Genomic DNA, 13,746 nt, shown 5'->3' with positions numbered 1-13,746 from the left:
CCTCGGCGGGAAGGATCGGGGGCGTGACAGACTGTCCGCTGTGTTGCGCTGGCTGACTGCAGGTGAATCGCACGGACCCGCCCTCGTCGCGATGCTCGAGGGGGTGCCCGCCGGGATCGAGGTGACCACCACCGAGATCGGCGGCGAGCTGGCCCGCCGTCGGCTCGGCTACGGCCGGGGCGCCCGGATGGCGTTCGAGCAGGACGAGATCGAGATCATCGGCGGGCTCCGGCACGGCGTGACGCTCGGTAGCCCGGTGGCGATCCGGGTCGGCAACTCCGAGTGGCCGAAGTGGCGCACCGTGATGGCCGCCGACCCGGTCGACGCCGACGAGCTGGCCGGTCAGGCCCGTAACGCGCCGCTGACCCGTCCCCGCCCGGGCCACGCCGACCTGGCCGGCATGCAGAAGTACGGGCACACCGACGCCCGGCCGATCCTGGAGCGGGCCAGCGCCCGGGAGACCGCCGCCCGGGTGGCCGTCGGCACGGTGGCCAAGGCCCTGGTCCGGCAGGCGCTCGGCGTCGAGATCGTCTCGCACGTGGTGGAGCTGGGCCCGGTCGCCGCCAAGCCGGGGCTGCGCCCCACCCCCGAGGACGCGGCGCGCATCGACGCCGACCCGCTGCGCTGCCTCGACCCGGAGGCCAGCGCCCGGATGGTCGCCGAGGTCGACGCCGCGAAGAAGGCCGCCGACACGCTCGGCGGCGTGGTCGAGGTGCTGGCGTACGGAGTGCCGCCGGGCCTGGGCAGCCACGTGCAGTGGGACCGCAAGCTCGACGCCCGCCTCGCGACCGCGCTGATGTCCATCCAGGCGATCAAGGGCGTGGAGATCGGCGACGGCTGGCAGCAGGCGCGCTCACGTGGCTCCGAGGCGCACGACGAGATCATCCCCACCGCCACCGGCGTGCGCCGGGTGACCGACCGGGCCGGTGGCCTGGAGGGCGGCATCACCACCGGCGAGCCGCTGCGGGTGCGGGCGGCCATGAAGCCGATCTCGTCGCTGAACCGCGCGCTCGCGACGATCGACGTCACCACCGGCGAGCCGGCCACCGCGATCAACCAGCGCTCCGACGTCTGCGCGGTGCCGGCCGCTGCCGTGGTCGCCGAGGCCATGGTGGCGCTGGTGCTGGCCGAGGCGGCGGTGGAGAAGTTCGGCGGCGACTCGGTCGCCGAGATGCGCCGCAACCTCGCCGGCTACCTCGACCACCTGGTGATCTCGTGAGCACCCGGCCGGTCTGCGTGCTGGTCGGGGCGCCCGGCTCCGGCAAGACCACGGTGGGTACCGCGCTCGCGGCCGCGCTCGGCGTCGACTTCCGGGACACCGACGCCGACATCGAGCGCCTCGCCGGCAAGCCGATCCCGGAGATCTTCGTCGACGAGGGCGAGGACCATTTCCGTACGCTGGAGCGGGCCGCGGTGGCGGCGGCGCTGGCCTCGCACGCCGGGGTGCTCGCGCTCGGCGGCGGCGCGGTGCTCGCCGAGGAGAACCGGGCCGCGTTGATCGGCCACACCGTCGTGCATCTGTCGGTGGAGCTGCCGGACGCGATCCGGCGGGTCGGCCTGGGCGCCGGCCGACCGCTACTGGCGTTGAACCCACGGGCCACCCTGAAACACCTGCTGGACCAGCGCCGCCCGCTCTACGCGGAGGTGGCGACCGCGACGGTGGTGACCGACGGCCGCGACCCGCAGGAACTGGCCATCGAGATCGCCGCCCTGCTCAAGCCCTGACCGGCGTGCGTACGGCGGTCGGACGGCCGGCCGGGCGCTCCGGTCGCCAGGTGGCGAGCAGCGTGAGCGCGAGGGCGATCTCGGCCAGGTCGCCGAGGTAGTACATCAGGGTGGCGCCGGCTCGCAGTTCGGCGCCGGTGGCCGGGACGTCGACGAGCGCGCCGGCGTAGAGCAGTTGGGCGATGGTGGCGTGCGCGGCCACCCCGGCGCCGAGCACCACCAGCCGCACCGGCACCCGGGGGCGGTGCGGTCCGGGGTCCGGCCCGGCGATCGACCAGGCGAACAGGCAGCCGCTGAGCAGGAAGTGGGCCTGCACCACCGTGTGCAGCGCCGGGTTGTCGAGCGTCGCCCGGTAGAGCGGGGTCAGGTAGAGCAGCCACAGGCCGCCCGCGGTGAGCAGCAGACCGGTCACCGGGTGCCCGAGGACCCGCACGACCGGGTGCCGCAGCAGGTGGACCAGCCGTCGCCCGGTGCGGCGGTCCAGGGTGCGCAGCAGCAGCGTGACCGGCGCGCCGAGGACCAGCGCCAGCGGCGCCAGCATGCCGATCAGCAGGTGCTGCCACATGTGCCCGACGAAGTCGGCGGCCGGCCGGAGCAACCCCACGGTCACCAGCAGCGTGCCCAGGCCGAAACTCGCGGTCCGGCCGTGTGCCCAGCCCGGACCGCACGGGTCGCGCAGCCGCAGCGCGGCGGCGAGGTAGGCCCAGAACACGACCGCCGGCAGCAGCGCGGTCGCCGGGAAGCCGCCCGCATGCCCGGCGTGACTCACCGCGGCTCCGGCGCGCACAGGTCGATCTCGGCGGCCCGCCGCTGGATCGTCCAGCCGGCGACGACCAGGACCACGCCGAGGGCGAGGAAGCCGAGGTCCCACCAGATCTGGTGCGGACCGGAGCGGACGTGGTGGATGCCGAGCAGGTGGTGGTCGACGATGCCCTCGACCAGGTTGAACAGGCCCCAGCCGACGAGCACCCAGCCCCAGAGCATCCCGGAGCGCCAGAGCCGCCCCCGGGAGCGGGTGACCCGGGAGTAGAGCAGGGCCAGCCCGGTCAGCACCGCCACCCAGGTGACCACGTGGAACAGACCGTCCCACAGCGTGTTCATCTGCAGGCCGGGCACGGTGTCGACCGGGTAGTCCCGGATCCCCACGCGGTCGGTGGCGGTGCTGCTGAGCATGTGGTGCCACTGGAGGACCTGGTGCAGCGCGATGCCGTCGACGAAGCCGCCGAGGCCGATGCCGAGGATCGTCGCGGGAAGGCGGATGCTCATTCCGCCGCCCTACCCGGGGCGCGGGCGGACAAACACCCCACGGAGTGGACTAGGCTGCCGGCGATGGACGAGGTGACCCGGATCCCGGTCGGCGGCGAGCGGCCGTACGACGTGCTGGTGGGACGTGACCTGCTCGACCCGCCGCCCGGGCTGCTGCCCGGCGCCGAGCGGGTGGCCTACCTGTACGCGCCGCCGCTGAAGGCCCTCGCGGAGCGGCTCGCCGAGCGGGCCCGCGCCGACGGCGTGACACCGCTGCCGGTCGAGGTGCCGGACGCGGAGGCGGGCAAGCACGTCGATGTGGCCGCCGCGTGCTGGGACCGGCTGGGCGAGGCCGGCTTCACCCGTACCGACGCGGTGGTCGGGGTGGGCGGCGGCGCGGTCACCGACCTGGCCGGTTTCGTCGCCGCGACCTGGCTGCGCGGGGTGCGCTGGGTGCCGGTGGCGACCTCGCTGCTCGGCATGGTCGACGCCGCCGTCGGCGGCAAGACCGGGATCAACACGGCCGCCGGCAAGAACCTGGTCGGCGCGTTCCACCCGCCGGCCGGCGTCTACTGCGACCTGGCGACGCTCGACGGCCTGCCCCCGGTCGACCTGGCCGCCGGCATGGCCGAGGTGGTCAAGTGCGGTTTCATCGCCGACCCGGTGATCCTCGACCTCGTCGAGCGGGGCCCGGCCGCCGCGTTGGACCCGACCGGCCCGGTGCTCCGCGAGCTGGTCGAGCGGGCGGTGCGGGTGAAGGCGAACGTGGTCGCGGGTGACCTGCGCGAGTCCGGGGTGCGCGAGGTGCTCAACTACGGCCACACGCTCGCCCACGCGATCGAGAAGGTGGAGGGCTACCGCTGGCGGCACGGCCACGCGGTGTCGGTCGGCCTGGTCTACGCGGCCACCCTCGCGCGGCTCGCCGGCCGGCTCGACGAGGCCACCGCGCGGCGGCACCGGGCGGTGCTGGAGGCGCTCGACCTGCCCACCGGCTACCGGGCGGACGCCTGGCCGGAGCTGCTCGCCGCGATGCGGGTGGACAAGAAGGCCCGGGGGAGCCGGCTGCGCTTCGTGGTGCTCGACGACCTCGCCCGCCCGGCGATGCTGGAGGGCCCGCCGGACGAGTTGTTGGCCGAGGCGTACCGGGAGATCAGCTCGTGAGGGTGTACGTGCTCAACGGGCCGAACCTGGGCCGGCTCGGCACCCGGCAGGTCGACGTCTACGGCGTGACGAGTTATGCCGACCTGGTGGCGATGTGCGAGCGGACCGGCCGGGAGCTGGGGCTGGACGTGGTGGTCCGGCAGACCGACGCCGAGCACGAGCTGCTGGGCTGGCTGCACCAGGCGGCGGACGAGGCGGCGGCGGTGGTGCTCAACCCGGCGGCCTGGTCGCACTACTCGATCGCGGTGCGGGACGCCTGCGCCATGCTCCGCGCCCCGCTGATCGAGGTGCACATCTCCAACATCCACGCCCGGGAGGAGTTCCGGCACCGCTCGGTGGTCTCCGCGGTGGCCACCGGGGTGATCTGCGGGCTGGGGGTAGACGGCTACCGGCTGGCGCTGCACCATCTGGCGCAGCCCGGGAGTCCGATTCGACACGGCGAGTAGACTCGACAGGTCTGTCCGCCAATTGATGATCAAGGCAGGAAATGGCCTCCACCAACGACCTGAAGAACGGCCTGGTACTCAACCTGGACGGCGAGCTGTGGGCCGTCGTCGAGTTCCAGCACGTCAAGCCCGGTAAGGGTGGTGCGTTCGTGCGTACCACGCTGAAGAACGTGCTGTCCGGCAAGGTGGTCGACAAGACCTTCAACGCGGGCACCAAGGTCGAGACCGCGACCGTGGACAAGCGCACCATGCAATACCTGTACGCCGACGGTGAGGACTACGTCTTCATGGATCTGGAGACGTTCGACCAGATCACCGTGCTCGGCGGCACGGTCGGCGAGGCCGCCAACTACCTCCTCCCGGAGGCCGAGGCGACCGTCGCCACCCACGAGGGCGTGCCGCTCTACATCGAGCTGCCGACCTCGGTCGTGCTGGAGGTCACCTACACCGAGCCGGGCCTGCAGGGCGACCGGTCGACCGGTGGCAACAAGCCGGCCACCGTCGAGACCGGCGCGACCGTGCAGGTGCCGCTGTTCATCACCACCGGTGAGAAGATCAAGGTCGACACCCGCGACGGCCGTTACCTCGGCCGAGCCTGATGGCCGAGGGTCCGAAGCAGCAGATGCCGGCGCGCCGCAAGGCGCGCAAGCGGGCGCTGGACGTGCTCTTCGAGGCCGACCTGCGGGACCGTCCGCCGGTCGAGGTGCTCGCCGGCTACCTGGAGCGGATCGAGCAGCCCCGTCCCGACCACCTCGGCTACGCGGTCGGGCTGGTCGAGGGCGTCGCGGCGCACCTCGACCGGATCGACGAGACGATCGCCAGCTACGCCGAGGGGTGGACGCTGGACCGGATGCCGGTGGTCGACCGCAACCTGGCCCGGATCGCCGTGTACGAGCTGCTCTACGTCGACGAGATCGACGACGCGGTGGCGATCAGCGAGGCCGTGGAGCTGGCCCGGCAGATGTCGACCGACGACTCGCCCCGCTTCCTCAACGGCATCCTCGGCCGGATCGCCGAGTACGCCAGCCGCTGAGGCCCGCAGGCAGGAACGACGAAGGGCCCGTGCCGGACGGCACGGGCCCTTCGTGTGGGCGTCAGGAGGCGAAGAACGCCCGCGGGTCGGCGACCAGCACACCGTGCTCGGTGAGCCGCTCGATCAGGCCCGACGGTGAGGCGTCGTAGACGATCGCGAGGGCGCGCAGGTCGTCGGCGCGGATGGAGAGCACCCGGCCGTTGTAGTCGCCGCGCTGCTGCTGGATGGCGCGGGCGTACCGGGCGACGTACGCGAGGTCCTCGGAGGCCTCGTCGTAGAGCCGCTCCAGGTCCAGCACGATCTTGCTGGTGGGCTCGTGACGCACCCCGCTGCCGTCGGGCAGCAGCTCCGAGACGGGAACGCGGTAGAAGTCGGCCAGCTCCGCCAGGCGGGACACGGTGACGGCGCGGTCGCCGCGCTCGTACGAGCCGACCACCACGGCCTTCCACCGCCCGTTCGACTTCTCCTCCACCCCCTGCAGGGACAGGCCCTGCTGCTGGCGGATGGAGCGCAGGCGGGCGCCCAGCGACTTGGCGTATTCAGAGGGCATTCGGACACTCCCAGTGCTGCTCGGGGTTCTCCCAGCTATCGCTACGGAGCGTGACGGTACGGGGATTGCGACACGTGGTCAAGTGTTGCGGTCCACGAGGTCCGGGAGGCCGGTGTGGCTTGTCCGCATTTCTCCGGGCTGACCAGCAGGTCAGGACCGGCGGCGGTCGGCCCGGTGACCGCTGGTAACGTGGCGTGGAGCCCTGGTCCGGGCCCCTCGCGGGTCCGCCGGAGTTGATAGACGTCCTTTAACGACCCGTCCCGTGAGGCGGGGAAGGAGGTCCGCCGTGGCCTACCCACCGGCTGCCCATTCGTCGCCGCCGCGACAACCCTCGGTGAAGGTGATCCTCGCCGCCGCCGACGTCTCGCGGGTGGTCGACCGCATCGCCCACCAGATCCTGGAGAAGACCCAGGGCGCCGCCGACACCGTGCTGCTCGGCGTCCCCACCCGGGGCGTTCCCCTGGCCCGCCGCCTCGCGGCCCGGATCAGCACGTTCGAGGACGTGACCGTCCCCGTCGGCGTGCTCGACATCACGCTCTACCGCGACGACCTGCGTCGGCACGCGACCCGCGCGGTCGGCCCGACCGACCTGCCGCCGGGCGGCATCGACGGCCGGCGGGTGGTGCTCGTCGACGACGTGCTCTTCTCCGGCCGCACCGTGCGGGCCGCGCTGGACGCGCTCAGCGACGTCGGCCGCCCGGCCTCCGTGCAACTCGCCGTCCTGGTCGACCGCGGCCACCGCCAGCTGCCGATCCGCGCCGACTACGTCGGCAAGAACATCCCCACCGCGCTGGCCGAGAACGTCAAGGTCACCCTCGCCGAGACCGACGGCGAGGACGAGGTACGGCTGTACGGAGGCGCCCTCTCATGATCCGGCACCTGCTCTCCGGCGCCGACCTGGACGCCGACACCGCCACCCTGGTCCTGGACACCGCGGCCGAAATGGCCACCGTGGCCGGCCGGGAGGTCAAGAAGCTGCCCGCGCTGCGCGGGCGGACCGTGGTCAACCTCTTCTACGAGGACTCGACCCGGACCCGGATCTCGTTCGAGGCCGCCGCCAAGCGGCTCAGCGCCGACGTGATCAACTTCTCGGCCAAGGGCTCCAGCGTGACCAAGGGCGAGAGCCTGAAGGACACCGCGCTCACCCTGCAGGCCATGGGCGCCGACGCGGTGGTCGTCCGGCACCCCGCCTCCGGTGCCCCGCACCGGCTGGCCGACTGGGTCGACGGGTCGGTGGTCAACGCCGGCGACGGCACCCACGAGCACCCCACCCAGGCGCTGCTCGACGCGTACACCATGCGCTCCCGCCTGGGGCGGCTCGCCGGCCTGCACGTGGCGATCGTCGGCGACGTGCTGCACTCCCGGGTGGCCCGCTCCAACGTGCTGCTGCTCACCACGCTGGGCGCGAAGGTCACCCTGGTCGGCCCGCCGACGCTCATCCCGGTCGACATCGCGACCGCGCTCGCGCCCGGCATCGACGTCTCCTACGACCTCGACACCGTTGCACCCGGTGTGGACGTGGTGATGATGCTGCGGGTGCAGCGGGAACGGATGAGCGACTCCTACTTCCCGTCCGCGCGGGAGTACGCCCGCCGCTACGGGCTGGACGGGCCGCGCATGCGCCGGCTGCCCGAGCACGCGATCGTCATGCACCCGGGCCCGATGAACCGGGGCATGGAGATCACGCCCGAGGTCGCCGACTCGCCCCGCTCCACCATCGTCGAACAGGTCGCCAACGGGGTTTCCGTGCGGATGGCCGTCCTCTACCTGCTGCTCGGAGGGAGCAACCGGTGACCGCGTACCTGATCACCAACGTCAGCCCGGTCGGCGGCGAGCCGACCGACCTGCTCATCCGCGACGGCGTGGTGGCCGAGGTCGGCGCCGGCCTGACCGCGGACGGCGCCACCGTGGTCGACGCGACCGGCCTGGTCGCGCTGCCCGGCCTGGTCGACCTGCACACCCACCTGCGCGAGCCCGGCCGGGAGGACGCCGAGACGGTCGAGTCCGGCTCCCGGGCGGCGGCGCTCGGCGGCTACACGGCGGTCTGCGCGATGGCGAACACCTCGCCGGTCGCGGACACCGCCGGCGTGGTCGAGCAGGTGTGGCGGCTCGGCCGGGAGGCCGGCCTGGTCGACGTGCAGCCGATCGGCGCGGTCACCGTCGGGCTGGCCGGCGAGCGCCTGGCCGAGCTGGGCGCGATGGCCGACTCGGCGGCCCGGGTGCGGATCTTCTCCGACGACGGGCACTGCGTCGCCGACCCGCGGCTGATGCGCCGCGCGTTGGAGTACGTCAAGGCGTTCGACGGGGTGGTCGCCCAGCACGCCGAGGAGCCCCGGCTCACCGAGGGTGCGCAGATGCACGAGGGCGAGGTCTCCACCCGGCTCGGCCTGACCGGCTGGCCGGCGGTCGCCGAGGAGGCGATCATCGCCCGGGACGTGCTGCTGGCCGAGCACGTGGGCAGCCGGCTGCACGTCTGCCACGTCTCCACCGCCGGCAGCGTCGAGGTGATGCGCCAGGCCAAGGCGCGCGGGGTGCGGGTGACCGCCGAGGTGACGCCGCACCACCTCCTGCTCACCGACGAGCGCGCGGCCGGCTACGACCCGGTCTTCAAGGTCAACCCGCCGCTGCGCACCGCCGCCGACGTCGACGCGCTGCGGGCCGCGCTGGCCGAGGGCGTGATCGACGTCATCGCCACCGACCACGCGCCGCACGCGGTGGAGGACAAGGAGTGCGAGTGGGCGTACGCCCGGCCGGGCATGCTCGGCCTGGAGACCGCGCTCTCCGTCGCGCTCGACGTGCTCGGCCCACGGTGGGACCTGATCGCCGAGCGGATGTCGCGCGTGCCCGCCCGCATCGCCGGGCTGACCGGGCACGGCCTCGACCCGGCGCCCGGCGTGCCGGCCAACCTGACAGTGGTCGACCCGGCCGCCCGCCGGGTGATCGAGCCGGCCGAGCTGGCCAGCCGCAGTCGCAACACCCCGTACGCCCGCATGACGCTGCCGGGTCGCATCGTGGCGACCTTCCTGCGCGGCGAGCCGACGGTCCTGGACGGAAAGGCTGTCAAGTAAATGGGTAAGAGGCGAAGCGCGATCCTCGTCCTGGAGGACGGGCGCACGTTCCACGGCGAGGCGTACGGCAGCGTCGGGGAGACCTTCGGCGAGGCGGTCTTCAACACCGGCATGACCGGCTACCAGGAGACGCTCACCGACCCCTCCTACCACCGCCAGGTGGTGGTGCAGACCGCGCCGCACATCGGCAACACCGGCGTGAACGGCGAGGACGACGAGTCCGGCCGGATCTGGGTGGCCGGGTACGTGGTGCGCGACCCGGCCCGGATCGGCTCGAACTGGCGCGCCACCGGCGGGCTGGAGGACCGGCTCGCCGCCGAGGGCGTGGTCGGGATCAGCGGCATCGACACCCGGGCGCTGACCCGGCACCTGCGCGAGCGCGGCGCCATGCGGGTCGGCGTCTCCAGCGTCGAGGACGACCCGGCGGCGCTGCTGGAACGGGTCCGCACCTCGCCGTCGATGGTCGGCGCCGACCTGTCCGCCGAGGTGACCACCGCCAAGCCGTACGTCGTCGAGGCGCAGGGCGCGCACCGGTTCACGGTGGCCGCGCTGGACCTGGGCATCAAGCGCAACGTGCCGCGCCGGCTCGCCGCCCGCGGCGTCACCACGCACGTGCTGCCCGCCGGCTCGACCGTCGAGGACCTGCTCGCCACCGGCGCGGACGCGGTCTTCCTCTCGCCGGGCCCGGGCGACCCGGCGACCGCCGACGCCCCGGTGGCCCTCGCGCGGGAGGTGCTCACCCGGCGGATCCCGCTGTTCGGCATCTGCTTCGGCAGCCAGATCCTCGGCCGGGCGCTCGGCTTCGGCACCTACAAGCTGGGGTACGGCCACCGCGGCATCAACCAGCCGGTGCTCGACCGGGCCACCGGCAAGGTCGAGGTGACCAGCCACAACCACGGCTTCGCCGTGGAGGTCCCCGGGGTGCGCTCCGGCGCGGTCGTCCCCGACCAGGTGGTCGACACCGACTTCGGCGGTGTGCGGGTCTCCCATGTGTGCCTCAATGACAACGTGGTCGAGGGGCTGCGGGCCGAGGACGTGCCCGCCTTCACCGTCCAGTACCACCCGGAGGCGGCGGCCGGCCCGCACGACGCGGACTACCTGTTCGACCGCTTCGCGGAGCTCATCGAAGGCGGAAAGAATGCCTAAGCGCACCGACCTGAAGCACGTCCTGGTGATCGGCTCCGGGCCGATCGTGATCGGACAGGCCTGCGAGTTCGACTACTCCGGCACCCAGGCCTGCCGGGTGCTGCGCAGCGAGGGGATCCGGGTCAGCCTGGTCAACTCCAACCCGGCGACGATCATGACGGACCCGGAGTTCGCCGACGCCACCTACGTCGAGCCGATCACGCCCGAGTTCGTCGAGCTGGTCATCGCCAAGGAGCGCCCGGACGCGCTGCTGCCGACCCTGGGCGGGCAGACCGCGCTGAACACCGCGGTGGCGTTGCACTCCGCGGGCGTGCTGGAGAAGTACGGCGTCGAGCTGATCGGCGCCAACATCGAGGCGATCAACCGGGGCGAGGACCGGCAGCTGTTCAAGGACATCGTGGCCCAGGCCGGCGTACGCCTGGGCGTCGACGACCCGTCCACGCTCACCCCCCGTTCGCGGGTCTGCCACTCCATGGACGAGGTCCGCGACACGGTCGCCGAGCTGGGCCTGCCGGTGGTCATCCGGCCGTCGTTCACGATGGGCGGTCTCGGTTCCGGGATGGCGCACACCGACGTCGACCTCGACCGCATCGCCGGCGCCGGCCTGGCCGCCAGCCCGGTGCACGAGGTGCTGATCGAGGAGAGCGTGCTCGGCTGGAAGGAGTACGAACTCGAGCTGATGCGCGACCGGCACGACAACGTGGTGGTGGTCTGCTCGATCGAGAACGTCGACCCGATGGGCGTGCACACCGGCGACAGCGTCACCGTCGCCCCGGCCATGACGCTCACCGACCGGGAGTACCAGCGGCTGCGTGACCTCGGCATCGCGGTGCTGCGCGAGGTCGGGGTGGACACCGGCGGCTGCAACATCCAGTTCGCGGTCAACCCGGTCGACGGCCGGATCGTCGTGATCGAGATGAACCCGCGGGTGTCGCGCTCCTCGGCGCTGGCCTCGAAGGCCACCGGCTTCCCGATCGCCAAGATCGCCGCGAAGCTCGCGGTCGGCTACACGCTCGACGAGATCCCCAACGACATCACGCTCAAGACGCCGGCCGCGTTCGAGCCGACGCTGGACTACGTGGTGGTGAAGATCCCCCGGTTCGCGTTCGAGAAGTTCCCCGGCGCCGACCCGGAGCTGACCACCACCATGAAGTCGGTGGGCGAGGCGATGAGCCTGGGCCGCAACTTCGCCGAGGCGCTGAACAAGGCGATGCGGTCGATGGAGACCAAGTCATCCGGTTTCTGGACCGTGGCCGACCCCGACGGGGCCACCAGGGAGAACACCCTGGCGGCGCTGCGCGTGCCGCACGACGGCCGGCTCTACACCGTCGAGCGGGCGCTGCGCCTCGGCGCGTCCATCGCCGAGGTGGCCGAGGCCTCCGGCGGCATGGACCCGTGGTTCCTCGACCAGATCGCCGGGCTGATCGAGCTGCGCGCCGAGATCGTCGACGCGCCGGTGCTCGACGCCGGCCTGCTGCGCCGGGCCAAGCGGGCCGGCCTGTCCGACCGGCAACTCGCCGCGCTCCGCCCCGAGCTGGCCGCCGAGGGCGGCGTCCGGACGCTGCGCCACCGGCTCGGGATCCGGCCGGTCTACAAGACGGTGGACACCTGCGCGGCCGAGTTCGAGGCGACCACGCCCTACCACTACTCGACCTACGACTCCGAGACGGAGGTGGCGCCCTCGGCGCGGCCGAAGGTGCTCATCCTCGGCTCCGGGCCGAACCGGATCGGACAGGGCATCGAGTTCGACTACTCGTGCGTCCACGCCGTCCAGGCCCTGCGGGACGTGGGCTACGAGACCGTCATGGTCAACTGCAACCCGGAGACCGTCTCCACCGACTACGACACCGCCGACCGGCTCTACTTCGAGCCGCTGACCTTCGAGGACGTGCTGGAGGCGTGGCACGCCGAGGACTCGTCCGGCAAGGCGGCCGGTGGTCCCGGCGTGGTCGGGGTGGTGGTGCAGCTCGGCGGCCAGACCCCGCTCGGCCTGGCCCAGCGGCTCAAGGACGCCGGCGTGCCGGTGGTCGGCACCTCCCCGGAGTCGATCCACCTCGCCGAGGAGCGGGGCGCGTTCGGCGCGGTGCTGGCCCGGGCCGGGCTGCGCGCGCCCGCGCACGGCATGGCCACCTCCTACGAGGAGGCCAAGGCGATCGCCGAGGAGATCGGCTACCCGGTGCTGGTCCGGCCCTCGTACGTGCTCGGCGGTCGGGGCATGGAGATCGTCTACGACGACGCCACGCTGCGTGACTACATCGGCCGGGCCACCGAGATCTCGCCCGACCACCCGGTGCTGGTGGACCGGTTCCTCGACGACGCCATCGAGATCGACGTGGACGCCCTGGTGGACGCCGACGGCGACGTCTACCTGGGCGGCGTGATGGAGCACATCGAGGAGGCCGGCATCCACTCCGGCGACTCGTCCTGCGCGCTGCCGCCGATCACGCTGGCCGGATCGCACCTCACCCAGGTGCGCCGCTACACCGAGGAGATCGCCCGCGGCGTCGGGGTGCGTGGTCTGCTCAACGTCCAGTACGCGTTGCAGGGCGACACGCTCTACGTGCTGGAGGCCAACCCGCGCGCCTCGCGGACCGTCCCGTTCGTGTCGAAGGCGACCGCGGTGCCGCTGGCCAAGGCGGCGGCCCGGATCGCGCTCGGCGCCACCATCGCCGAGCTGCGCGCCGAGGGAATGCTGCCGCCGACCGGCGACGGCGGCACGATGCCGGCGGACGCGCCGATCGCGGTCAAGGAGGCGGTGCTGCCGTTCAAGCGGTTCCGGACCCCGTCGGGCCGGGGCATCGACGTGCTGCTCGGCCCGGAGATGCGGTCCACCGGCGAGGTGATGGGCATCGACACCGGCTTCGGTCAGGCGTTCGCGAAGTCGCAGGCCGCCGCGTACGGGTCGCTGCCCACCGCCGGGAAGATCTTCGTCTCGGTGGCGAACCGGGACAAGCGCGGCATGATCTTCCCGATCAAGCGCCTGGCCGACCTGGGCTTCCAGATCGTCGCCACCACCGGCACGGCCGAGGTGCTGCGCCGGCACGGCATCGCCTGCGAGCAGATCCGCAAGCACTACGAGTCGGGCGAGGGCGCGGACGCGGTGTCGCTGATCCTCGGCGGCGACGTGGCGCTGGTGGTGAACACGCCGCAGGGCTCCGGCGCGAGCGCCCGCTCGGACGGCTACGAGATCCGCAGCGCGGCCGTCACGGCGGACATCCCCTGCGTCACCACCGTCCCCGGCGCGGCGGCGGCCGTCATGGGCATCGAGGCGCGCATCAACGGCGACCTCCGGGTCCGCCCCCTCCAGGACCTGCACGCCGCCCTCCGGGCCAACGAGTGACCACCCCGACCTCCGCGTCGATCATGAAGTTG

14 protein-coding genes are annotated in these 13,746 nt (G+C 72.9%); 11 read left to right on the top strand and 3 right to left on the bottom strand.

The features are described from left to right. Window positions 1-40 precede the first annotated feature (40 nt). A complete protein-coding gene (gene aroC, locus O7598_RS18370; protein ID WP_269692549.1) occupies window positions 41-1,219 on the top strand; it encodes a chorismate synthase in 1,179 nt (392 codons plus the stop codon). Then, window positions 1,216-1,725 (top strand): shikimate kinase, encoded by a 510-nt coding sequence (locus O7598_RS18365; protein ID WP_269692548.1) that lies wholly within the window; start codon window positions 1,216-1,218, stop codon window positions 1,723-1,725. Before aroC ends, O7598_RS18365 begins: the two co-directional genes overlap by 4 nt. Here the strand turns inward: O7598_RS18365 and O7598_RS18360 are convergent. Beyond that, window positions 1,715-2,494, bottom strand: a complete 780-nt coding sequence (locus O7598_RS18360; RefSeq protein ID WP_269692547.1) for a cytochrome c oxidase assembly protein — start codon at window positions 2,492-2,494, stop codon at window positions 1,715-1,717. The genes O7598_RS18365 and O7598_RS18360 overlap by 11 nt on opposite strands. Then, entirely contained in the window at window positions 2,491-2,991 is a 501-nt protein-coding gene (locus tag O7598_RS18355; protein WP_269692546.1) for a DUF2243 domain-containing protein, read from the bottom strand. Before O7598_RS18355 ends, O7598_RS18360 begins: the two co-directional genes overlap by 4 nt. A gap of 63 nt (window positions 2,992-3,054) precedes the next feature. Between O7598_RS18355 and aroB the strand changes: the two genes are divergently transcribed. From aroB to nusB, 4 genes are read left to right on the top strand one after another with little or no spacing between them, the layout of a single operon-like run. Continuing rightward, the gene (gene aroB / locus O7598_RS18350) at window positions 3,055-4,131 is read left to right on the top strand and encodes a 3-dehydroquinate synthase (RefSeq protein ID WP_269692545.1); all 1,077 of its coding nucleotides are present in this window, start codon (window positions 3,055-3,057) and stop codon (window positions 4,129-4,131) included. Continuing rightward, window positions 4,128-4,577, top strand: a complete 450-nt coding sequence (gene aroQ / locus O7598_RS18345; RefSeq protein WP_269692544.1) for a type II 3-dehydroquinate dehydratase — start codon at window positions 4,128-4,130, stop codon at window positions 4,575-4,577. Before aroB ends, aroQ begins: the two co-directional genes overlap by 4 nt. A 41-nt stretch (window positions 4,578-4,618) precedes the next feature. Continuing rightward, window positions 4,619-5,176, top strand: a complete 558-nt coding sequence (efp, locus tag O7598_RS18340) for an elongation factor P (protein WP_091067144.1) — start codon at window positions 4,619-4,621, stop codon at window positions 5,174-5,176. A 23-nt stretch (window positions 5,177-5,199) separates the two neighbouring features. Further along, window positions 5,200-5,610, top strand: coding sequence for a transcription antitermination factor NusB (nusB, locus tag O7598_RS18335; RefSeq protein ID WP_174534511.1), 411 nt, complete (start codon window positions 5,200-5,202; stop codon window positions 5,608-5,610). Between the two features lie 61 nt (window positions 5,611-5,671). Here the strand turns inward: nusB and bldD are convergent, their stop codons facing one another. Continuing rightward, window positions 5,672-6,160, bottom strand: coding sequence for a transcriptional regulator BldD (gene bldD, locus O7598_RS18330; RefSeq protein ID WP_013285505.1), 489 nt, complete (start codon window positions 6,158-6,160; stop codon window positions 5,672-5,674). A gap of 286 nt (window positions 6,161-6,446) precedes the next feature. Between bldD and pyrR the strand changes: the two genes are divergently transcribed. Genes pyrR through carB form a run of 5 tightly spaced genes read left to right on the top strand, consistent with a single transcriptional unit; the run spans window position 6,447 to window position 13,714 of the window. Further along, entirely contained in the window at window positions 6,447-7,031 is a 585-nt protein-coding gene (pyrR, locus tag O7598_RS18325) for a bifunctional pyr operon transcriptional regulator/uracil phosphoribosyltransferase PyrR (protein ID WP_269692543.1), read from the top strand. After that, window positions 7,028-7,954: an aspartate carbamoyltransferase catalytic subunit gene (locus O7598_RS18320; protein ID WP_091067137.1), complete on the top strand. Its 927-nt coding sequence runs from the start codon at window positions 7,028-7,030 to the stop codon at window positions 7,952-7,954. The genes pyrR and O7598_RS18320 overlap by 4 nt, the downstream gene beginning before the upstream one ends. After that, a complete protein-coding gene (locus O7598_RS18315) occupies window positions 7,951-9,228 on the top strand; it encodes a dihydroorotase (RefSeq protein WP_269692542.1) in 1,278 nt (425 codons plus the stop codon). The genes O7598_RS18320 and O7598_RS18315 overlap by 4 nt, the downstream gene beginning before the upstream one ends. After that, the gene (carA, locus tag O7598_RS18310; protein WP_269692541.1) at window positions 9,229-10,374 is read left to right on the top strand and encodes a glutamine-hydrolyzing carbamoyl-phosphate synthase small subunit; all 1,146 of its coding nucleotides are present in this window, start codon (window positions 9,229-9,231) and stop codon (window positions 10,372-10,374) included. Further along, complete coding sequence (gene carB, locus O7598_RS18305) at window positions 10,367-13,714, top strand: carbamoyl-phosphate synthase large subunit (RefSeq protein WP_269692540.1); 3,348 nt, start codon at window positions 10,367-10,369, stop codon at window positions 13,712-13,714. Before carA ends, carB begins: the two co-directional genes overlap by 8 nt. The last annotated feature ends 32 nt before the right edge of the window (window positions 13,715-13,746 follow it).

The organism is Micromonospora sp. WMMC241, from assembly GCF_027460165.1.
GTDB classification, from domain to species: Bacteria; Actinomycetota; Actinomycetes; order Mycobacteriales; family Micromonosporaceae; genus Micromonospora; species Micromonospora humi.
Note: the sequence above shows the minus strand (reverse complement) of the source record. Positions and strands in the feature narration are given on the sequence as shown.

Bases quoted from the DNA above. Each gene is read 5' to 3' on its own strand.
- O7598_RS18355 (WP_269692546.1), bottom strand. From the start codon at position 2,991: ATGAGCATCCGCCTTCCCGCGACGATCCTCGGCATCGGCCTCGGCGGC.
- aroB (WP_269692545.1), top strand. From the start codon at position 3,055: ATGGACGAGGTGACCCGGATCCCGGTCGGCGGCGAGCGGCCGTACGAC.
- efp (WP_091067144.1), top strand. From the start codon at position 4,619: ATGGCCTCCACCAACGACCTGAAGAACGGCCTGGTACTCAACCTGGAC.
- nusB (WP_174534511.1), top strand. From the start codon at position 5,200: ATGCCGGCGCGCCGCAAGGCGCGCAAGCGGGCGCTGGACGTGCTCTTC.
- bldD (WP_013285505.1), bottom strand. From the start codon at position 6,160: ATGCCCTCTGAATACGCCAAGTCGCTGGGCGCCCGCCTGCGCTCCATC.
- O7598_RS18320 (WP_091067137.1), top strand. From the start codon at position 7,028: ATGATCCGGCACCTGCTCTCCGGCGCCGACCTGGACGCCGACACCGCC.
- carA (WP_269692541.1), top strand. From the start codon at position 9,229: ATGGGTAAGAGGCGAAGCGCGATCCTCGTCCTGGAGGACGGGCGCACG.
- carB (WP_269692540.1), top strand. From the start codon at position 10,367: ATGCCTAAGCGCACCGACCTGAAGCACGTCCTGGTGATCGGCTCCGGG.